The sequence below is a fragment of the Bradyrhizobium sp. th-b2 genome (genome assembly GCF_000426785.1).
Lineage (GTDB): Bacteria > Pseudomonadota > Alphaproteobacteria > Rhizobiales > Xanthobacteraceae > Bradyrhizobium > Bradyrhizobium septentrionale.
Genome location: NZ_AUGA01000003.1, coordinates 38,317 through 58,504, shown reverse-complemented (window position 1 = coordinate 58,504; position 20,188 = coordinate 38,317). Strand labels below are relative to the sequence as shown.

The window sequence follows — 20,188 nt, the reverse complement described above, 5'->3', positions numbered from 1 at the left end:
CAGGAAACGCCAGGTGCCAAATTCCCCGCCGACCATCGCTGCCGCGCACCCGCTCGACGGGCTTCGCGCCGCCTCGCCGATCCCAGAGACGCGCGCGCAGGCCCTGGCCGAGGAATATTATGGCCTGCCCGCGGCGGTGCGCCGGCTCGACAGCGAACGCGACCAGAATTTCAGGCTGCACACCCCCGACGGGCGCGACTATGTGCTCAAGATCGCCAATCCCGCGGAAGACCGCGCCGTCACCAATCTGCAGACGGAAGCGTTGCGTCATGCTGCCGCCAACGATTCGGCGCTGCCGATTCCACGGGTTTTCCCTGCGCTGAATGGCGCGGTTGAGCTCGAGGTCACGTTCGACGACGGTTCAACCCGCATCGTGCGCCTATTGTCCTTCCTTGCCGGCACGCCGATGCACCAGGTGACGCCGTCGACCGCCTTGCGCCGCGAGACCGGCCATTGGGCGGCGCGCCTCGCCCGGGCCTTGCGCGACTTCCGCCACCCCGGGGCCGGCCACAAGCTGTTGTGGGACATCCAGCACGCGGCCGAATTGCGCCCGCTGCTCGACGCCGTTCCCGCGGCCCAGCGCGACGTCGTGGAACGCTTCCTCGACGGCTTCGAGACCCACGCCCGGCCGGTCCTGTCGCAGCTTCCGGCGCAGCCCGTGCACAACGACCTCAACCCGCACAACATCGTCATCGTCCCAACCGATCACGAACGCATCGCGGGCATCATCGATTTCGGCGACCTCACCGCCACGGCCCGGATCAACGACCTTGCAATCTCATGCGCCTACCAGGTCGCCGACAGCGACGAAGCGCTGGCTCCGGCCTGCGAGCTGATCGCGGGCTACCACGCCGTGATGCCACTCGCGCTGGAAGAGCGCGCGGTGCTGTTCGACCTGATCGCGACCCGCATGGTAATGACGGTCGTGATCAGCAACCTGAGAGCGGCTCGCTATCCGGAAAACCGGGAGTATATTCTGCGCAACAACAAGGCGGCTTCGGCACGGCTTGGGCGGATCGCTCGTCTGTCGCGCGACCAGGCCAGACAACAGATCGAACGCGCTTGCCAGGGAGAGTGAAGCGATGCCGGTGGAGAATGCCTCGACGCAAGACCTGATCGCGCGGCGCAATCGCCTGCTCGGCCCGGCTTACCGGCTGTTCTACGAACAGCCCGTGCAAATCGTCCGTGGCGAAGGCGTCTGGCTGTACGATCAGGCCGGCAATCGCTATCTCGACGCCTACAACAACGTCGCCTGCGTCGGGCACTGCCATCCGCGCGTGGTCGAGGCGATCGCGCGGCAGGCGGCAGAGCTCAACACCCACACCCGGTATCTGCACGAGAGCATCCTCGACTATGCGGAACGGCTACTCGCGACCTTCCCGGCCGAGATCGGCAATGTGATGTTCACCTGCACCGGCAGCGAGGCCAACGACCTCGCGCTGCGCGTGGCGCGGACTTGCACCGGCGGCACCGGCGTCATCGTGACCGGGACCGCCTATCATGGCGTCACCGGCGCACTGGCCGAATTGTCGCCGTCGCTCGGCCTACCGGAGCCGACCGCGGCCCATGTCCGCCTCGTGCCGGCGCCGCAGTCTGCCGGAGATGCGACCGGCGAGATTTTTGCCGGCCATGTACGCGCCGCGTTCGACGACATGAAACGCAGCGGGATTCGCCCGGCCGCGCTGCTGGTCGACACCATCTTCTCGAGCGACGGCGTGTTCGCCGATCCGCCCGGCTTTCTGGCGCCGGCCGTGGAAGCCGCGCATGCCGCAGGCGCGCTGTTCATCGCCGACGAGGTGCAGCCCGGTTTCGGCCGCTGCGGCGAGGGCCTGTGGGGCTTTGCCCGTCATGGCGTCATTCCCGACATGGTCACGATGGGCAAGCCGATGGGCAACGGCCACCCGGTCGCCGCGATGGCCGCGCGTCCGGCGCTGCTCAAGGAATTCGGTGCACGTTCGCGCTACTTCAACACCTTCGGCGGCAATCCTGTCTCCGCAGCCGCGGCGACCGCCGTGCTCGACATCATCGAACAGGAAGGCCTGGTCGAGAACGCGAAGCGCACCGGCGCCTATCTGCGCGAGAAGCTGGATGCGTTGCGCTCCCGGCATGATTTGGTCGCGGAGGTCCGCGGCGCCGGGTTGTTCCTCGGTGTTGAGCTTCGCCGCAATGGTGCACCCACGGGCAAAGAAGCGGCGGAACTCGTCAACGCGCTGCGCGCCCGGCACGTGCTGATCAGCGCCGCCGGTCCCGGCGGCAACGTGTTGAAGATCCGGCCGCCGCTGGTGTTCGGGACCGAGCATGCCGACCTGCTGGTCGAGACGCTAAATCAAGCGCTCCTGCAGATCTCGCCGGCCTGACACTACAAACGTGCTGACCTACGATTTCGCTTTCGCCTTCTTCGCCACGATCTGCTGAAGGGCCCAGCGCGCGTTCTTTCTGACGTCGGGATCGGGATCGTCGGCAACGATTGCCAGGAACGCCTCGCCGTCGGGATGAGCGATCTCGCCCAACGCCGCGGCTGCTTCCTTGCGCAGGTTTGCCTGCTCGTGGCTGACGCAATTGCCTATGGGGCGCACCGCGCCCTCGATCTTCATCTTGCCGAGGCTGCGGACCGCCTTGAGCCGCACTTGCCAAAACCCGTCCGCAAGCGACGCGATCAGCTGATCCGCCGCCAGCGCACCGTTGGCGTTGAGCCCGAGCGTTTCGGCCGCCATCTCACGCACCATCCAGTCCTCGTCCTTGAGCGCACGGGTGATCGTCTCCGCCGCCGGCTTCATCTGCGAGAAAGCGAGCGCGCTCACAGCCGCGCGCCGCACATGCGCGTCAGGGTCGTGGATCAGCGCAGTCAGCGCCGGAATTGACTCCTCGAGCTTCAGGAAGCCGATGACGCCGATCGCCTGCACGCGCACGGCGGCGTCTTGGTCTTGCAACGCCTCCAGCGCCGGCTTCAGCGTGTCCTTGCGGCGTAGTTCCTTCAGCGCGCGCAATGCGCCCATACGGACGAAGGCGTGGGCATGTTTGACCAACGGCAGGATGACGTCCGCGCAGGCGGGATCCTTGAACTCCGCCATGCTGTCGGCTGCCGCCGACGCCACGACGCTCTCGGGGTCGACGAGCAATTTCGCCAGGGCATCAGCCGCGTCCGGCCCATCGAACTCTCCAAGCGCCATCGCGACCTGCTGGCGCACACCGGCATCAGGATCGGACACCATCCTGGCAAGATGGCCGACCGCGGCGGAATCACCGGAATGACCGAGCGCGATGATGGCGACACGGCGTTCGGCGGGGTCTGCGGCCTGCAGCCGCTCGTCGGCGTCCTCGAGATCGTCGTAGGATTCGAACGGGCTCGACATGTTCACCTCAGCAGATAGGGAATATTGACCGTGACGGCACCGGTCGGGCAATCCGCCTCGCACGGCATGCAGTACCAGCACTCGTCATAGGCCATGTAGGCCTTGCCGGTCATGTCGCTGATGCGCAAAACATCGAGCGGGCAGACGTCGACGCACACCGTGCAGCCCTTGTCCGCGATGCATTTGGCTTCGTCGACCACCACCGGGACCGACGTCTGATAGGAAGCGAGAGGCATCGTCCAATCTCCTGTTATTGTGCCGCGAAGCGTTTTCGAGCGAAGTGGATACCGGTTCGCGCGAAGAAACGCGTCAAACAAGAATCACGCGCTGGCGCGGATGCGCTGCTTGTCGTAGAGATCCTTCTCGTCGTCGGCGATCGGCACGACATAAGGTTCCACGGCGCGCTTCGTGCTCGTCATCCTGCCGTCCTGCTTGGACAGCAGCGTGTGGCAGAACCAGTTCTCGTTGTCCTTCTCCGGAAAATCCGTGCGCCAATGGTAGAGACCCCAGCGGCTCTCTTCGCGGAACAGCGAGGCGTGGGCCGCCATGTCGGCGCAATCCATGATCGACTGCACCTCGAGCGCACGGAGCAGTTCGTGCGCGTTCCGCGCGATCATGTGCGTCTCCATGTCTTCACGGACCTCGGCGAGACGGCGCATGCCGAGCTCGTACTTGCGGGTGACCTTCGGCGGCTGTAGATAGTCGTTCACTAGGCGGCGGGTCTTGTACTCGATCTGGTTCGGCGGAATGCCGTCCTCGCGCCTGGTCGGCGCCAAGATGCGCTCCCGCTCAAGGGCGACAGCTGCCGGATCAAACTCGGCAAGATCGTGGTTCTCGGCGAACTCCATCGCGTCAGTGCCGGCAACGGAACCGTTGGTGAAGGCGCCGAGCATGTAATTGTGCGGCACGCTCGCCATGTCGCCCGCAGCGTAAAGGCCCGGTACGGTGGTGCGCGCGTTGTCGTCGACGAATACGCCGGAAGCGCTGTGTCCGGAGCAAAAGCCGATCTCGGAGATGTGCATCTCGATCGAGTCCGTGCGATAGTCGACCCCCCGCCCCTGCTGGAACAGGCCGCGCGTCGGCCGCTCGACCTTGTGCAGCGTCGACTCGATCTCCTCGATCGTCTTCTCGTGCAGGTGCTTGAGCTGCAGGAAGACCGGACCCTTGCCCGAGAGCAGTTCATTGTAGAATTCGAGCATCATCTGGCCCGACCAGTAGTCGCATTCGATGAAGCGTGAGCCCTCGTTGTTCGCGGTATAAGCCCCGAAAGGCCCGGCCACATAGGCGCACGCCGGACCGTTATAGTCCTTGATCAACGGATTAATCTGGTAGCACTCGAGGTTCGCAAGCGCAGCGCCGGCATGATAGGCCATGGCATAGCCGTCGCCGGAATTGGCGGCGTTCTCGTAGGTCCCGAACATGTAGCCCGAGGTCGGAAGTCCGAGACGGCCGGCGGCACCCATGCACAGGATCACGGCCTTCGCCTTGATCACCAGCAATTCGGCGGTACGCGTGTTGACGCTGATGACGCCAGCGACGCGACCATCGGCGGCCTTCAGCAACCGCGTCGCCATATAGCGGTTTGAGATCAGGATGCGGGCGCGGCGCAGCTGGCGGTACAGCGCCTTCTTCACGGTCTCGCCATTCGGCATCGGGAGCACGTAGGTCCCGATATGGTGCACCTTCTTGACGGCGAAGTCGCCGTTCTCGTTCTTCAGGAAGCGGATTCCGAAACTGTCGAGCTCCTCGATGATCTTGTAGCAGTTCTGGGCGTATTTATAGACCGCCTTCTGATCGACGATACCGTCGTTGGCGATCGTGATCTCCTTGGTGTACTGCTCCGGCGTTGCATATCCCGGAATGACGGCGTTGTTGAGCCCGTCCATGCCCATCGAGATCGCGCCGGAACGCTTGACGTTGGCCTTTTCAAGCAGCACGACGTCGGCCTTCGGATTTTTGAGCTTGGCCTTGAGCGCCGCCATCGGTCCGGCCGTGCCGCCACCGATCACCAGCACATCGCAGGAAACCTCCGAAAGTCCGTCGACGATCTGATCTAGTGCCATTGTCTGTCCCTGTTTCGCCGGCGCGACCGGCGCCTTTACATGAGATTTGCCCGGGTGGTCCCACGGCGATAGCAATTAGTTGTCGCCGGAGTGCGATTTGCCCTTCACCGCTCCACGAAGGCCTTTTCGATCACGAAATGACCCGGCTCACTGTGGTTGCCCTCGACAAAGCCACGCGCCGTGAACAGCTCGCGGAGCTCTTCGAGCATCGCAGGGCTGCCGCAGAGCATGATGCGGTCGGACTCGCGGTCGAGAGCGGGCTGCCCGATGTCGTCGAAGAGCTGGTCGGAAGTGATCAGGTCGGTGATGCGGCCGCGGTTCCTGAAGGGCTCACGGGTGACGGTCGGGTAATAGATCAGCTTGTCCTTGATCACCGGACCAAGGAATTCGTGGTTGCACAGGCCCTCGACGAGGTGCTCTCCATAAGCCAGCTCCGAAACCTGGCGGCAGCCATGGGCGAGCACGATGGTCTCGTAGCTCTCATAGACATCCGGGTCCTTGATCAGGCTCGCGAACGGTGCGAGCCCCGTGCCGGTCGACAGCAGCAGGAGCCGCTTGCCCGGGATGAGATTGCCGGCGATCAGCGTTCCCGTCGCCTTGCGGCCGACCAGGATGATGTCGCCCTCCCTGATCCTCTGCAGCCGCGACGTCAGAGGACCATCCGGCACCTTGATGCTGAAGAACTCGAGCGCCTCCTCGTGATTGGCGCTCGCCAAACTGTAGGCGCGCATCAAGGGGCGGCCATCGACCTCGAGCCCGATCATGGCGAACTGGCCGTTCTGGAAGCGAAAGCCGGGATCGCGTGTCGCCGTGAAGCTGAACAGGGATTCGGTCCAGTGCCTGACCGAGAGGACCGTTTCCTTCTGAAAAGCGCTCACGTTCGTCTCTCCATGCTTGCTCGATGCGGGGCCAAGGTTTCGGAGAGAGGCAGATCCGGCAACGGCGAACTGCCGTTCCCGGTCGATTAGTTTCACATTTCGCGTGCGATGACCGCCAGGCAGGCAGCCGCATCCGCGAGACCCGCGACGTCACGCCGTATCCGGCAATTAGTTGCTATTGCGTCCGTAGCTTCGGTGTCAGGAAAGACGGTGGAGGATCGTCATGACCATGACCGCATTGGTGGCTCCGACCGTGACCGGCTACGAGGCCAGCGCCGATCTCGCGACACTCCTCGTGCGCACTGCGCGCGATGATGAGGTGACGCTCAGCGCGGAGCAGCTTCGCCTCGCCTGCAAATGCGCCCACTGCACCCGCGCCCGCTTCGACGGCCGCTTCCCCGAACGATTTCCCGGCATCGCGATCACCGGGATCGGCGATTTGGGCTACGGGCTCAACATCTCGTTCTCCGACGGGCACAATCGCGGAATCTACCCAAAAATTTATCTGTTGAGCCTGGCAGGACACTAGCCGATCTTCCCTTCTATCCGGGGCCCCGACGGGCAAATCCCTATTCCATATATCCCCCGTTTTCAGTGATGAACTTTCCGGGCCTGCACACCTGGTGCAGTCTCGACATGACGCCGGCGTCAACGGCCAGCCGTCCCCCCACTTGCCAACCCGCTCTGGCACGGACATTGCTCCTCTTTAGAACGGTTTGAACGGTTCGGAGGCGGCTCAATGTTGCTACAGGCGGCCAGTGCGGCTCGCGGGACCATTCCCGTCACGGTTCGGCCTGCGGGCGGGTCCTCGCTGCTGTTGACCGAGAACCAGCAATGGATCGGCGGGCCGCCGCCGCTGATGGACAAGCTCACGCCGCGCGAACGGGAACTGGTCTTGAAGCAGGGGCGTCGCAAGGTGCTCAATCGCGGCCAGACGCTGTTCAGCCAAGGTGGCCGACACGACGGCATCTGGTTGATCGAGAGCGGCCGTATCCGTGTCTTCTACATCTCGCCCCTGGGGCGCGAGATCACGCTGGCCTACTGGCACGTCGGCAATTTTGTCGGCGGACCCGAGGTGTTCGAAGGCACCGTTCATCAATGGTCGGGCGTCGCCTCCAGCAATTGCAGCGTCGTGCACCTGCCTGGAAAAGAGCTGCGCGCGCTGGCGGCGGAGATCCCGAACCTCGCGATCGGCCTGATCGAAGGCCTCACCTTCAAGGGCAAATGCTACTCCGCGCTCGCCCAGATGCTGGGAACGCGGTCGATTACACAGCGCCTGGCGCATCTGTTGCTGCACCTCGTCGAGCTCTATGGCGTGCAGGACGCCGACGGCACCGTGATTGCGGCGGCATTCACCCATGCAGACATCGCCCACATGGTCGGCGCCACAAGGCAATGGGTGACGATCAGCCTGAAGCGCATGCAGGAGAAGGGAATCGTCGTCACTAAACGTTCGCAGATCGTGGTCTGCCGCTCCGAGGTCCTGGAGGAGATGCGGGGCCAGGCGTCCGATTGACACCGATGCACATGCAATTGGCTTTCACCGGCAAAACTGCACAAGGAGTAAGCAACCAGCATTTCCCGGCAACTAATCGACAGCGGCGATGAATCCGGATTTGCCGTGCCCGCCTCCCCATCCAATCATGGCAGCCACAGCACATCCAACCGAAAGAGGATGAGAATGGTCCGCCATCTTCCCACGTTCTCACTAGTGGTGTCGGTGACGTCGCTGGCGCTATTTATGGCGCAGCCAGCCTCGGCGGAAACCGTCACGCTCGGCATCGGAACGCAGGACACGACGACCAACACCGTCACGGCCGGCGTCGTCATCCGGCAGCTGCATCTCCTCGAAAAGTACCTGCCGAAGGACGGCAAATACGCCAACATCAAGTTCGAGCTGGAGTGGCAGAATTTCACGTCCGGTCCGCCCGTCACCAATGCCATGATGGCGAACAAGCTTCAGATCGGCATGATGGGCGACTATCCGCTGATCGTGAACGGCTTCACCTTCGAGAGCAACCCCGAGAGCAAGAGCCGCCTGATCGGCGTTGCCGCCTACAGCCTCTCCGGCTCCGGCAATGGCATCGTCGTTCACAAGGACTCGCCCTACTACGATCTCGCCGATCTCAAGGGCAAGCTCGTCAGCGTTCCTTTTGGCTCCGCCGCGCATGGCATGGTGCTGAAGGCCATGCAGGACCGCGGCTATGCACCGGATTTCTTCCAGCTCGTCAGCCAGAGCCCCGAGGTTGGTTCGACCAATCTTCAGGAGAAGAAGATCGACGCCCATGCCGACTTCGTCCCCTTCGCGGAGCTGCTTCCCTTCCGCGGCTTCGCGCGAAAGATTTTCGACGGCGTCGAGACCAACCTGCCGACCTTCCACGGTATCGTGGTTCGCACCGATTTCGCGGAAAAATATCCGGAAGTCGTCGTCGCCTACATGAAGGCCGTGATCGCCGCCAATCAGTGGCTACGCGACGATCCCAAGCTCGCCGCCGAGAAGATCCAGGATTGGACCGGGATCAGCAAGGAGGTCGTCTATATCTTCCTGGGCCCGAGTGGCAACATGACCACCGATCCCACGATCAAACCGGCGCTGATCGATGCGGCCACGGCCGACGTCAAGGTGCTGCAAAATCTCGGCCGCATGAAGGAGTTCGACCCGAAGAAATGGGTCGACGACAGCTACATCCGCAAGGCCTATGCCGAGATGAAGCTCGACTATGACGCCCAGCTTTCGAGCACAAAGAACTACGAGATTTCAGGCGAGGATACGTTCTGCAAGAAGCCGATCTCTGATCCGCGTAAGGCCGGCGAGGTCTGGGTCGACGGGGTCGGCATCCTGCCGTTTGCATCCGCGGCGTGCACGCTCGGCGCCTATGCCGATTACAAGGCGAAGGGCAAGAAAATCAACGTCGCCTATGTCTTCGACACCACGCGCGGGATCAAGCTGTTTGCCGACCAGGCCTTCTTCGCAGTGGGTAACGGGGACGTGGCGCCCTTCCTGCTCAAGAAGGACGCCGAGGCCTATGCCGCAACGATCGGCGGCAAGGTGCTTGGCTTCGATGATGCACTGAAGGCGGCGATCGGCGGAGGCAAGACGTGAGTACCCCCGCCCTCCTCAGACATCCCGAGGACAACGTGCCAGCGGTGCCAGCGACCACGGAGACGACCTCCCCGCCCACCGCGGCCCCGCCCGCCTCCTCCGCCGCGCTGGCCGCGCGCTGGTACCGGCTCAACCAGGACCGCTTGCGCGCAACCGCAATCGGTCTCGTCTCGCTGGCCGCATTCCTCCTGGTCTGGCACCTGCTCACGACCTACCGTGTGGTGTTCTTCGTGCGATTCACCAACGTGCCCTCGCCGCTTGCGGTCTATGCGAGCTTCACCAAGGCGATCCACGACCCCAAGTTCCTCGTGCACATCCTGCTGAGCTGCCGGCGCATCTTCATCGGCTTCTCGCTGGCCGCCATCGTCGGTGTGCCGCTTGGCCTCGTCATGGGCCGCTTCAAGCTGATCCATGAGGTGATCTTTCCCGTGGCGGAGGTGCTACGGCCAATTCCGGCGATCGCGTGGGTCCCGATGGCGATCATGCTGTGGCCGACCAACGAACAGAGCATCGTCTTCATCACCTTCCTCGGCTCGTTCTTCCCGATCCTGGTCAACACGCTGCACGGCATGTCGCTCGTCGACCCCGTACTCGTGCGCGCCGCGCAATGTCTCGGGGCGCGCGAGCGCTCGATCTTCCGCGAGGTGTATTTCCCGGCATCTCTGCCCCACATCTTTACCGGCCTTACGATCGGTATGGGCGTGGCCTGGGTATCGTTGATCGCAGCCGAGATGATCTCGGGTCAGTACGGCATCGGCTACTTCACCTGGGAAGCCTATTCGCTGGTCCAGTATGCCGACATCGCGCTCGGCATGATCGCGATCGGCGTCCTCGGCCTCGGATCGAGCCTGTTGATCCGCGGCATGGGATACCTTGTGATGCCATGGAGATCAAAATGAGCGAGAACAGAATCAGCTCGCCGAAGGGCCATATCGAGGTCAAGAACTTCTCGCTGAGCTATGAGACCATCGATGGGGCTGTCCAGGCCGTCACCGACACCTACATCCATGTGAAGCCGGGCGAGTTCGTATCGATCGTCGGACCTTCGGGCTGCGGCAAGTCCACGTTCCTGAATGCGGTGGCGGGCTTTCTCAAGCCCACCACGGGCACTATCACGGTCGACGGCGAGCGCGTGAGCGGCCCCAGCGCCGAGCGCGGCATGGTGTTCCAGCAATACTCGCTGTTCCCCTGGAAGACGGTGCGGGAGAACGTCGAGTTCGGCCTGAAGATGCGTGGCATGCCGCGCTCGCAGCGCGAGCGCGCCGCGCGCACCCTGCTCGGCCTCTCCGGGCTCGAAGCCTTCGAAAAGCACTATCCGGAAAGGCTCTCCGGCGGCATGAAGCAGCGCGTCGGCATTGTGCGCGCGCTCGCCACGGGCCCGAAGGTACTGCTGCTGGATGAACCCTTCGGCGCGCTCGACGCGCAGACCCGCGTCATCATGCAGCAGATCCTCACCAACATGTGGCAGCGGCTGAAGATCTCGGTGCTGTTCGTGACGCACGATATTGATGAGGCAATCTTCCTTTCCGACCGCGTCTACTGCATGACCGCCCGCCCCGGCTCTATCAAGGCCGAAATCCCAATTCCGCTGGAGCGGCCACGCCAGCAGTCAATGATGATGTCCTCGGAATTCCTGGCCCTGCGCCGTGGACTGATGTCACTGATCCGCGAGGAGAGCCTGAAGGCCATGGGCGGCGAGATCAATGATCTCGGCATGCAAGGCCTGAACATCGAGCTGCACGGTCATTCGCTGGCCGAGATACTCTAGGCGCGAACATCCCTGCCGACCTTCGAAGCTCAAGCCGGCTGCGCATCCCCTCCTAGATCGAACTCTCAAACGCCATCCGCTGCGCCGGCGTCAAATGCAGGCCATGCTTGGTTCGCCGATCCAGGTAGTCGGCGGACCGTCTGGCCCACTCCTTCTCGCGAAGATACACCGCTTCGCGTTCATAGAAGTCACCGCCGAAATGGCGGCCCAAATCGCTGGAGATGCGAGCCGAACCCAGGAGTTCACGCGCGCGCGTCCCATAGAGGCGCGCATAGTGCTGAATGAGCTTCCGCGGCAGATCGGGATAGTCGCGCGCCAGCCCATTCGAGAAATCATCAAAGCTGCCGCCGATGTCGCCGCCCGGCAGGGGCCGATCCGCGGTCCAGGCCGACGACATCCTGGGAAACCACGGCGCGAGCCGCTGCAGCGCCTGCTCCGCCAGCCGGCGGTAGGTCGTGATCTTGCCGCCAAAGATCGAGAGCAGCGGCGGCGCGCCCTCGGCGCCGTGAACCTCGAACACATAGTCGCGCGTCACGGCTGACGGATTGTCGGCATTGTCGTCATAGAGCGGCCGGACTCCGGAGAAGGCGTGCACGATCTCGCCCGGTTGCGGCGGCGTCCGGAAGTAGCGGCGCAGCACCTGCAACAGATAGTCGGTCTCGTCCTGGTCGATCGCGACGTCCTCGGCGCGGCCTTGATAGGGAATGTCGGTGGTGCCGATCAGCGCCAGATCGCCCTCATAGGGGTTGACGAAGATCACCCGGCGGTCGCTGTTTTGCAGCAGATAGGCCTGCGGCCCATTCCAGAATTTCGGCACCACGATGTGGCTGCCCTTGACCAGCCGCACGCTCTGGGCGGAGTTCAGTCCCGCCACGCCCTGGATGACGTCCTGAACCCATGGTCCGGCGGCGTTGACCAGCGCGCGGGATCGTACGACCTGCGTCGTGCCGCCATCGCTCTGCACCTCGAGCAGCCAGACATCGCCTTCCCGGCGCGCGCGCACCGCCCGCGTGCGCGGCAGAATGCAGGCGCCGTTCTGCGCCGCATCGATCAGATTGAGGATCACCAGCCGGGCGTCATCAACCCAGCAGTCGGAATATTCAAAGCCTTGGCGGAATTCCTCTTGCAGCGGCGCACCTTCCGGGGCCCGCGACAGATCCAGGCTGCGGCTCGCCGGCAGCTGCTTGCGGCCGCCGAGATGGTCGTAGAGCAACAGCCCGGTGCGGACCAGCCAGGCCGGCCGCTGCTCCGGCGAATGCGGCAGCACGAAGCGCATCGGCCAGATGATGTGAGGCGCGGAGGCAAGCAGCACCTCGCGCTCGATCAATGCCTCGCGGACCAGGCGGAACTCGTAATATTCGAGATAGCGCAGCCCGCCATGGATCAGCTTGCCTGAGCGCGACGAGGTGCCCTCGGCAAAATCATCCTTCTCGCAGAGCAGGACCTTCAGCCCGCGGCCGGCGGCGTCGCGGGCGATGCCGGCGCCGTTGATGCCGCCACCAATCACCGCGATATCGACCAGTCCGTAATCCCCGCCGGCGACCGGCGCAGTCCCGGTCATCGCCTGCTGCTACGCCGCTTCTCGGCGGGGCGCGGCGCGGCCTTTGCCGTCGCGCGGGCCTTCGGCTTTGGCGCCTGCAAGCCATAGGTGGAGAACCCCCTCGCGGTGTCGGCAATCTCCTCGTCGGTCAGGATCACGCGCGACTCGAGCGCGAGCGAGAGGTAATACTGCCGCGCGATGGTTTCGAGCTCGACCGCGAGCCACATCGCCTTGTCGAGATTGGCGCCGAGCGCGATCATGCCGTGGTTGGCGAGCAGGCAACCATTGCGTCCTTCAAGCGCGGCGATCGCATGATCGGACAGTTCCTTGGTGCCGTAGCGCGCATAGCCGGCACAGCGGATATCGGTGCCGCCGAACGCCGCCATCATGTAGTGGCAGGCCGGGATCGGCTTACGCGCGATCGCGAGCACGGTCGCGTAGGTCGAGTGGGTATGCACGATGGCGCCGACATCGGGCCGGGCGCGCGTGATGTCGAGATGGAAGCGCCATTCGGTGGACGGCTGCAGCGGCCCTTCCCACCCGCCATAGTCGCCTTCAAGCGGCATCGATGCGATCATCTCCGGCTTCATCGAATCATAGGGGGTCGCCGACGGCGTGATCAGCATCCGGGCCTTGTAGCGGGCGGAGATGTTGCCAGATGTCCCCTGGTTGAGACCCGACGCATTCATCCATCGACACTTGGCAATGATCGCCTCGCGCAATTGTCGTTCCTCACGGGTCATACGGACTGCCTTTCCTCTTCAGCACGGATGGAGTGGCGGTTCGCCGGCCAGGAAGCGGCGAACCTCTTCGGCCGCCTGCTCGGCGGCCACGGTGACGGTACGCACGGAGGCTCCGGCGATGTGCGGCGTCAGCGTGACGTTGGGAAGCTGCAGCAGCGGCCAGTCTGCCGGGACCGGCTCGACCGCAAAGGTGTCGAGCGTGGCGCCGCCGAGATGCCCCGATGCCAGCGCATCGTGCAGCGCCTCGTAATCGACCAGCGGACCGCGCGCGGTGTTGATCAGGAACGCGCCGGGCTTGAGCCGCGCCAGCGCGTCGCGCCCGATAAAGCGGGTGGTCTCCGGCGTAACCCGCGCGTGCAGCGTGATGATATCGGCGCGGCCGAGCAATTCGCCGAGCCCGACATGCTCGACGCCGTCATTGCGGTCCTGGGCGCTGAGCTGGACATAGGGATCGGCGACCAGGATCTTGCAGCCGAAGGCTTTCAGCAGCTTCACCACGCGGCTGCCGATCGCGCCATAACCGACAATGCCGACCGTCATCTCGCCGAGCTCGCGCCCGGTGCGGTCGGCGCGATAGAGATCGCCGCGCCATTCCCCGCCCCGCAGCGCCTCGTGGCCACTGCGGATCAGGCGCGTCTCGGCAAGAATCGCGCCGATGGTGAACTCCGCCACTGCGCTCGCATTGCGGCCGGGTGTGTTGACCACCAGCACATTGTGGTCGCGCGCCGCCTGCATATCGATGTTGACCGGACCGCCCCGCGACACCGCGATGAACTTCAGCTTCGGCAGCCGTTCCAGCATCGAGCGTGAGATCGGCGCCAGGTGCGTGACGAGCAGCTCGGCATCGCCGACAAAGGCCATGATCTCGTCCGGCTGTCCCATGAACTCCTTCAGGCCATCGAGCTTCGAGCCGGCGTAGCCGTGCTCCATCGGCTCGTCCGGCCAGGGCTGCTCCAGGGTGCGGATATCGACGCCATTGCCGCAGGCCGTCCGGATGTGCTCGGCAAACACCGAGGGCAGCATGAAGCGGTCGCCGACAATGGCGATGGGCTTAGACATGATCGCCTCCGGTGCGCAGCGCGGCGAGTTGCTTCCAGACCGGTCGCGACGCCAGCCTCGCATCGAGATAGGTCGGGAAGATGCTGGCGTAGCGCTTCGCCAGCGCAGCGTCGGGCGATTGCGGGGGACTGAGATGCGGCGCAACCCACTGCTGGGCGCAGGCGCGCATGTCGGGATAGGCATCGATCGCAACGGCGGCGATCATCGCCGCACCCGCGGCGCCGGCCTCGCCGCGGCTGCAGATGCGGACGTCGCAATCCAGTGCGGCGCCGAGGATCACGCCAAGCGCGCGGCTCTTCGCCGCGCCACCGGTGATCCTGACATCGCGCGGCAACGAACCCATCGCGGCATAGCAATCCCGCGCAGCGAAGGCCAAACCTTCCATCACGCCACGCATCAAATCTCCATAGCGGTGGCGCGAGCGCAGGCCGAAGAATTGCGCGCTGGCCTCATGCGAGACGAACGGACCACGCTCGCCGGCATCGGAGATGAACGGATGGAACAGCACCTCGCCGGGCTTGGCCTGCAGCACCTGATCGTCGAGCCGTCCGATCAGCTCGGCGCGCGTGCGCGTCACGCCTTCCGCCGCCAGCATGTCGCATGCGAGATCGAGCATCCAGTCGATGTTCAGCGTCGCCGCCATGTTCGACTGCATCTGGGCATAGTGACCGGGCACCGGGAACGGCATGGTGTAGCCGGTTGCCTCCCGGTTCAGCGTCACCGCGTCCGCGCTCCGGACCAGCCGCATATGCATGCCGGTCGAACCGATGATGGTGCAGCCGACATCCGGCGACGGATCGTAGAGCCCCGCACCGAGCGCGTTGCAGATCACGTCGACATAGCCAAGGCAGACCGGCACGCCTTCCGGCAGGCCGGTCTCGATCGCGGCCGCCGCGGTGAGCGGATGCGTTGCGACCGCACCGTCAACGACTTGCGGGAACAGGCGGGTCAGGTCGGCGATACCGATCAACCGCGCCGTCTCCGCATCAAAGCCGCGCTTGCGGTAATCGCCGCAGGAGAAGGTGGCTTCCGATGGATCGGTTGCACGCTCGCCGGTGAGCAGGAAATAGAGCCAGTCCTTGCAATGGAAGGCAGTGGTCGCCCTCGCAATCGTGTCGGGCGCGTGCGCCTGAAGCCACGCCAGTTGCGGCCCCTGCTGGCAGGCAATGAGCCCAGAGCCCGTACGCCGGTACAACGGCGCGTTGCGATCGCTGCCGCGGATCTCCTCGACCAGCCGCCCGGCGCGAGAGTCCAGCCACAGCAGCGCCGGCGCAACCGGCCGGCCATCGTCGTCGATCAGCCAGGTGCCGTCGCCCTGCCCGGTCACCGCGATTGCCGCTATCCGTGCCGACAGGTTCGGCAAGGCGCTCGCGAGAGCGCGAATGACCGCAACCGTATCGCTCCAGGTCCGCGCCATGTCCTGCACGACATGACCGCCGGCCGGACTGCTGTACACATTCGGCCGCGAAACATCGGCAAGCTGCTCGCCGGCCAGTGTGAACGCCACCGCCTTGATCAGCGAGGTGCCGGCATCAATGCCAATGATGACATCGCGGCTTGCGGAAGCGGTCATCGTCAGGACCCCTCCGCATGGCGAATGCAGGTTCCGTCGCTTCCAAAGATGTGCAGGTGACGCGGCTCCAGCGCGAAGGAGACAATGTCGCCCGGCCGCGCGGCGACGCGGCCCGGAGTGACCGCGATCAGCATGCGACCACCGCAATCGCCTGCGACATGCGACTGATCGCCGAGCCATTGGTTGGAGACGACCTTGACCCTGACGTCGCCGGTCCCGACCACGATCTTCTGCGGACGAATGCCGATCCGGACCTCTCGCGTGCTCGTGAGCGCCTTCGCCGCCTCACTGTCGAGCCCGGCACCGCTGATATCGAAACTCATGTCTGTTCCGACCGAGAGGCGGAAGCCGCCATCCGACCGCGCCACCTCGGCGTCGAGCAGATTCATCGGCGGCTCGCCAATGAAGCTCGCGACGAACAAATTGGCGGGCCTGCCCTTCAATTTCTTCTCACTGGCGAACTGCTGCAGCACGCCGCCTTCCATCACCGCGATGCGGTCGGCCAGCGCACTCGCTTCGGTCTGGTCGTGGGTGACGAAGATCGCGGTCATGCCTCGCTCGGCAAGCAGGCTCTTGATCCGGCCGCGCAGCACCGCACGCAGCTGCGGTTCGAGCTGCCCCATCGGCTCGTCGAGCAGATAGAGATCGGCGTCGCGCACCAACGCACGCGCCAGCGACACGCGCTGTTGCTGGCCGCCGGAGATCGCGCGCGGATAGCTGTCGAGGATGTCCTCGATTTCGACCAGGCGGGCAATCTCGTCGACGCGACGCTTCATCTCGCCGCGCGGCAGCTGAGCGGATTTCAGCGCGAACGCGATGTTCTCGCGGACCGTGAGCGGCGGATAAAGCGAATAACCCTCGAAGGCCATCGCCACCTTGCGCCGCGCCGGCGGCAGCTCGTGGATCCGCCGCCCGCCGAGCGCGATCGATCCGGCGGAGACGTCCTCGAACCCCGCGATCATGCGCAGTGTCGAGGTCTTGCCGCAGCCCGACGATCCCAGCAGCGCGACGATCTCGCCCTTCTCGACGGCCATGTCGAGCGCCCGCACCGCGTGCACCGGTGGCTTGCCGCGGCTACGGTAGACCTTGTCGATGCCTTGAAGCTCGAGCATGTCCATGGCCATCCGCTCCTATGCCGCCTTGAGCCGCGGCGACGGCCCGATCCGGAGCCCGGTCGCGCGATCGAACAGCATCGCGGCATCGGGCGCGAAGCGGACGAAGACGGTATCGTCGGCCGCACCTTTCGACGCATCCGGCGGCAGCGCCGCCAGCCATTCGGTTCCATCAGCGAGACGCAGCAGCAGCACCGCCTTCTCGTGCATCGGCGTGATCGCGAGAATGCGCGCCGGAATGGCGTCGTCCGTGGACACGGGTGAGACCGCGAGATCCTCCGGCCGGACGCCAAGCCAGCACGGACCGGTGGGTGCCACGCCATCGGCAGCACCGAGCCGCATCCTGGCGCCAGCGACCGCGGCCGATAGCAAGCCGTGCTCCGCGATCGGTGAAACCTCGGCGAGGTTGATGGTCGGGTCGCCGAACAGCCGGGCGACCACAACCGACGCGGGCTGGGCATAGATATCGGCGGGCGTCGCGACCTGCGCCAGCCGGCCGTCGACCAGCACCGCGATGCGGTCGGCGATCGCCATCGCCTCGCGGTAGTCCTGGGTCACGTAGAGCACCGCGGCGGTTCCGCGCCGCAGCAGGTTCGGCAGCTCGAGCCGCATCTCGTAGCGCAGCTTGGCGTCGACGTTGCGCAGGGGATCATCCAGCAGCAGCACATCGGGATTGCCGATCAGCGCCCGCGCCAACGCCGTCCTCTGCTTTTGTCCGTTCGACAATTCGCGCGGCGTGTGGCCGAGCACGTGCTCGATCTTGAGCAGCTTGCTGATCGCGGCAACGCGGCCCGCGACATCGCTGCCGCCGGCCCTGGCGCGCAGCCCGCTTGCGATATTGTCGCGGGCGGTCATGTGCGGGAACAGGGCAAAATTCTGGAACGCCATGCCGATACCGCGCCGCTCGGGTGGGGCACCGACGATCGAGCGACCGCCGACCAGAATGTCGCCGTCGTCAGGCTCGAACATGCCCGCGATCATGCGCAGCAGCACGGTCTTGCCGCTGCCGGATGGTCCGAACACCGCCACGATCTCGCCGGGCTCGACCGCCAGCGACAGTCCGTCGGCGGGCCGTGCCGCACCGAAGGCCTTGCTCACCGAATTGATCTCGAGACGCGCCATCGGGTCAGCCTTTCACCGCGCCGAGCGAGAGACCTTCGACCAGATAGCGCTGCGCATAGAGCGCCAGCAACAGGGTCGGCGTCACCGACAGCACGATCGCCGCCGCGATCTGGCCGTACTGGATTCCGGATGCGGTGACGAAGGCGAGCGCGCCGACCGTTACCGGCTGCTTGTCGGCGGAGGCCAGGATCAGGGCGAAGACGAAATTGTTCCAGCAGAAGATGAACGACAGCAGCCCCGCCGCGGCGATCCCCGGGCCTGCCAGCGGCACCGCGATCTTGATGAAGGCCTCGCTCCAGGAATGCCCGGCCAGCCGGTAGGCATGCTCGATATCAGGACTGATATCCTCGAAGTAGCCGCGCACGATCCACAGGATCAAAGGCAGCGCGATTAACTGATAGACCCAGACGATACCGATATAGGTGTCGTTGAGGCCGAGCTCCTGGTAGTACAGCGACAGCGGCAACAGCACGAGCAGCGGCGGCGCGAAGCGGAACGACAGCAGCGTGAAGGCGATGGTCTCGCCGAGGCGAAACTTGTAGCGCGCAAAGGCATAGGCTGCCGGCACCCCGAGCAATAGCGCAAGCAGCACCGCCGCGCTCGACAGCACGACACTGTTGAAAAGATTGCGCATGAACGAGATTTGCAGATTGCCGGCCACGGTGCGCAGCTGGCCGGAGATCAGCGCCTCGTAATTCGCAAGCGTCGGCTCGAACAGGATCCGCGGCGGAATCCGCAGGATCTGGTCGTTGCTCTGGAACGACATCAGGAAGATCCAGACGATCGGAAACATGAAGAAGATCAGGATCAGCGTGAGCGCCACGCCGCGGAAGACGCGACCGGCAAGGCTGGAATGCTCCATCGTGCCCCTCCCCGTCACGCGTGGCCGTGCGCACGCGCGCGCAACCGCAGCCAGTTCTTGATGAAGATATTCGAAAGGATGTTGGTGATGAGCCACAGGATCATCAACAACGCCGCTGATCTGCCGACATTGGTGTACTGGAAGAATTCCAGATAGGCCTGCACCTGGAACACCATCAGCCGGTCGCCGGGGCCGCCCTGCGTCATCGCATAGATGATGTCGAACTGCTGGATCGAGTCGAGCAGGCGGAATAGCGACGCCGTGATGATGTAGGGCGCAAGCATCGGCAGCGTGATGCGGAAGAAGACAAAACTCGCCGGCACGCCGTCGAGCGCGGCGGCCTCGAACGGCTGCCGCGGCAGCGAGCGCAGCCCCGCCAGCAGCAGGATCATGATGAAGGGCGTGTAGACCCAGACGTCGACCAGCACGACCGTGAACAGCGCCGTCGACGGATCGGAGGCCCATTTGAAATCGGTGACGCCGAACAGGCTGACCAGATAGGACAGGATGCCGAAGCTCGGATTGGTCATCAGCTTCCACATCAGCGCGGCGATCGCCGGCGCCGTCATCAGCGGCAGCAACAGCATGATCGAAACCGCATTGTGGAAGCGGGTCGGCCGGCGCAGCAGCAGCGCAATGCCAAGGCCCAGCAGCAGCTCGAGCACGACCGTCAACGCGGTGTAGGTGATCGAGACGCGAAACGTATTCCAGAACGCGGGGTCGGAGAGAAAGTCGATATAGTTGTCCAGGCCGATGAAACCGCGCAGATAAGGCAGGTTCAGCCGGTAGCGCTGCAGCGAATAGATCGCCGCGGTCACGAACGGAACCAGGATCGCCACGCAGATCAGCAGCGCCGGCAGGCTCAGCAGGTATGGCAGCAGGCGGCCGCGCGGCCGTGGCTTGGCCGGCGCCGTCGGCGCGTTCGTTTGAAGAAGTTGGACCATGCTCATGATGATACGAGATCGCCTTCGGCTGGCAACGCCGCCGGCTCGGAATGGGGCTAGTCTCCGAG

Annotated in this window: 19 protein-coding genes; 7 read left to right on the top strand and 12 right to left on the bottom strand. The window is 64.6% G+C overall.

Going from position 1 to position 20,188, the window contains the following annotated elements:
• Positions 1-13: 13 nt before the first annotated feature.
• The gene (locus tag K359_RS0105450) at positions 14-1,078 is read left to right on the top strand and encodes a phosphotransferase (protein ID WP_198031113.1); all 1,065 of its coding nucleotides are present in this window, start codon (positions 14-16) and stop codon (positions 1,076-1,078) included.
• A gap of 4 nt (positions 1,079-1,082) precedes the next feature.
• Positions 1,083-2,357: an aspartate aminotransferase family protein gene (locus K359_RS0105445; RefSeq protein WP_029078435.1), complete on the top strand. Its 1,275-nt coding sequence runs from the start codon at positions 1,083-1,085 to the stop codon at positions 2,355-2,357.
• Positions 2,358-2,375: 18 nt separating this feature from the next.
• Here the strand turns inward: K359_RS0105445 and K359_RS0105440 are convergent, their stop codons facing one another.
• The 4 genes from K359_RS0105440 to K359_RS0105425 form a co-directional block, all read right to left on the bottom strand.
• Complete coding sequence (locus tag K359_RS0105440) at positions 2,376-3,353, bottom strand: HEAT repeat domain-containing protein (RefSeq protein ID WP_029078434.1); 978 nt, start codon at positions 3,351-3,353, stop codon at positions 2,376-2,378.
• A 2-nt stretch (positions 3,354-3,355) separates the two neighbouring features.
• Positions 3,356-3,589, bottom strand: coding sequence for a ferredoxin family protein (locus tag K359_RS0105435; protein WP_029078433.1), 234 nt, complete (start codon positions 3,587-3,589; stop codon positions 3,356-3,358).
• Positions 3,590-3,673: 84 nt separating this feature from the next.
• On the bottom strand, positions 3,674-5,416 hold the full coding sequence (locus tag K359_RS0105430) for a fumarate reductase/succinate dehydrogenase flavoprotein subunit (RefSeq protein ID WP_029078432.1): 1,743 nt from the start codon (positions 5,414-5,416) through the stop codon (positions 3,674-3,676).
• Between the two features lie 104 nt (positions 5,417-5,520).
• On the bottom strand, positions 5,521-6,294 hold the full coding sequence (locus K359_RS0105425; protein WP_029078431.1) for a ferredoxin--NADP reductase: 774 nt from the start codon (positions 6,292-6,294) through the stop codon (positions 5,521-5,523).
• Between the two features lie 223 nt (positions 6,295-6,517).
• On the opposite strand from K359_RS0105425, the gene K359_RS0105420 reads away from it, so the two are divergent.
• The 5 genes from K359_RS0105420 to K359_RS0105400 all read left to right on the top strand — a co-directional run bounded on the left by K359_RS0105420 (position 6,518) and on the right by K359_RS0105400 (position 11,165).
• Positions 6,518-6,823 (top strand): gamma-butyrobetaine hydroxylase-like domain-containing protein, encoded by a 306-nt coding sequence (locus tag K359_RS0105420; RefSeq protein ID WP_035976181.1) that lies wholly within the window; start codon positions 6,518-6,520, stop codon positions 6,821-6,823.
• 210 nt (positions 6,824-7,033) lie between these two features.
• On the top strand, positions 7,034-7,810 hold the full coding sequence (locus K359_RS0105415) for a Crp/Fnr family transcriptional regulator (protein WP_029078429.1): 777 nt from the start codon (positions 7,034-7,036) through the stop codon (positions 7,808-7,810).
• Positions 7,811-7,975: 165 nt separating this feature from the next.
• Entirely contained in the window at positions 7,976-9,397 is a 1,422-nt protein-coding gene (locus K359_RS0105410; RefSeq protein ID WP_029078428.1) for an ABC transporter substrate-binding protein, read from the top strand.
• Positions 9,394-10,296, top strand: coding sequence for an ABC transporter permease (locus K359_RS0105405; RefSeq protein ID WP_029078427.1), 903 nt, complete (start codon positions 9,394-9,396; stop codon positions 10,294-10,296). Before K359_RS0105410 ends, K359_RS0105405 begins: the two co-directional genes overlap by 4 nt.
• Complete coding sequence (locus K359_RS0105400; RefSeq protein WP_371261129.1) at positions 10,281-11,165, top strand: ABC transporter ATP-binding protein; 885 nt, start codon at positions 10,281-10,283, stop codon at positions 11,163-11,165. The genes K359_RS0105405 and K359_RS0105400 overlap by 16 nt, the downstream gene beginning before the upstream one ends.
• Before the next feature lie 52 nt (positions 11,166-11,217).
• Here K359_RS0105400 and K359_RS0105395 read toward each other — a convergent pair whose 3' ends face one another.
• From K359_RS0105395 to K359_RS0105360, 8 genes are read right to left on the bottom strand one after another with little or no spacing between them, the layout of a single operon-like run.
• Complete coding sequence (locus K359_RS0105395; protein ID WP_029078425.1) at positions 11,218-12,726, bottom strand: glycerol-3-phosphate dehydrogenase; 1,509 nt, start codon at positions 12,724-12,726, stop codon at positions 11,218-11,220.
• Positions 12,723-13,448, bottom strand: a complete 726-nt coding sequence (locus K359_RS0105390; RefSeq protein WP_029078424.1) for a class II aldolase/adducin family protein — start codon at positions 13,446-13,448, stop codon at positions 12,723-12,725. The genes K359_RS0105395 and K359_RS0105390 overlap by 4 nt, the downstream gene beginning before the upstream one ends.
• Before the next feature lie 18 nt (positions 13,449-13,466).
• Positions 13,467-14,507, bottom strand: a complete 1,041-nt coding sequence (locus K359_RS0105385) for a 2-hydroxyacid dehydrogenase (RefSeq protein ID WP_029078423.1) — start codon at positions 14,505-14,507, stop codon at positions 13,467-13,469.
• Positions 14,500-16,080 (bottom strand): FGGY-family carbohydrate kinase, encoded by a 1,581-nt coding sequence (locus tag K359_RS0105380; RefSeq protein ID WP_029078422.1) that lies wholly within the window; start codon positions 16,078-16,080, stop codon positions 14,500-14,502. The genes K359_RS0105385 and K359_RS0105380 overlap by 8 nt, the downstream gene beginning before the upstream one ends.
• Positions 16,081-16,082: 2 nt before the next feature.
• The gene (locus K359_RS0105375; RefSeq protein WP_371261128.1) at positions 16,083-17,198 is read right to left on the bottom strand and encodes an ABC transporter ATP-binding protein; all 1,116 of its coding nucleotides are present in this window, start codon (positions 17,196-17,198) and stop codon (positions 16,083-16,085) included.
• A gap of 12 nt (positions 17,199-17,210) precedes the next feature.
• The gene (locus K359_RS0105370; RefSeq protein WP_029078420.1) at positions 17,211-18,314 is read right to left on the bottom strand and encodes an ABC transporter ATP-binding protein; all 1,104 of its coding nucleotides are present in this window, start codon (positions 18,312-18,314) and stop codon (positions 17,211-17,213) included.
• Between the two features lie 4 nt (positions 18,315-18,318).
• Complete coding sequence (locus K359_RS0105365) at positions 18,319-19,176, bottom strand: carbohydrate ABC transporter permease (protein ID WP_029078419.1); 858 nt, start codon at positions 19,174-19,176, stop codon at positions 18,319-18,321.
• A 14-nt stretch (positions 19,177-19,190) separates the two neighbouring features.
• Positions 19,191-20,120, bottom strand: coding sequence for a carbohydrate ABC transporter permease (locus tag K359_RS0105360; RefSeq protein ID WP_156928395.1), 930 nt, complete (start codon positions 20,118-20,120; stop codon positions 19,191-19,193).
• Between the last annotated feature and the right edge of the window lie 68 nt (positions 20,121-20,188).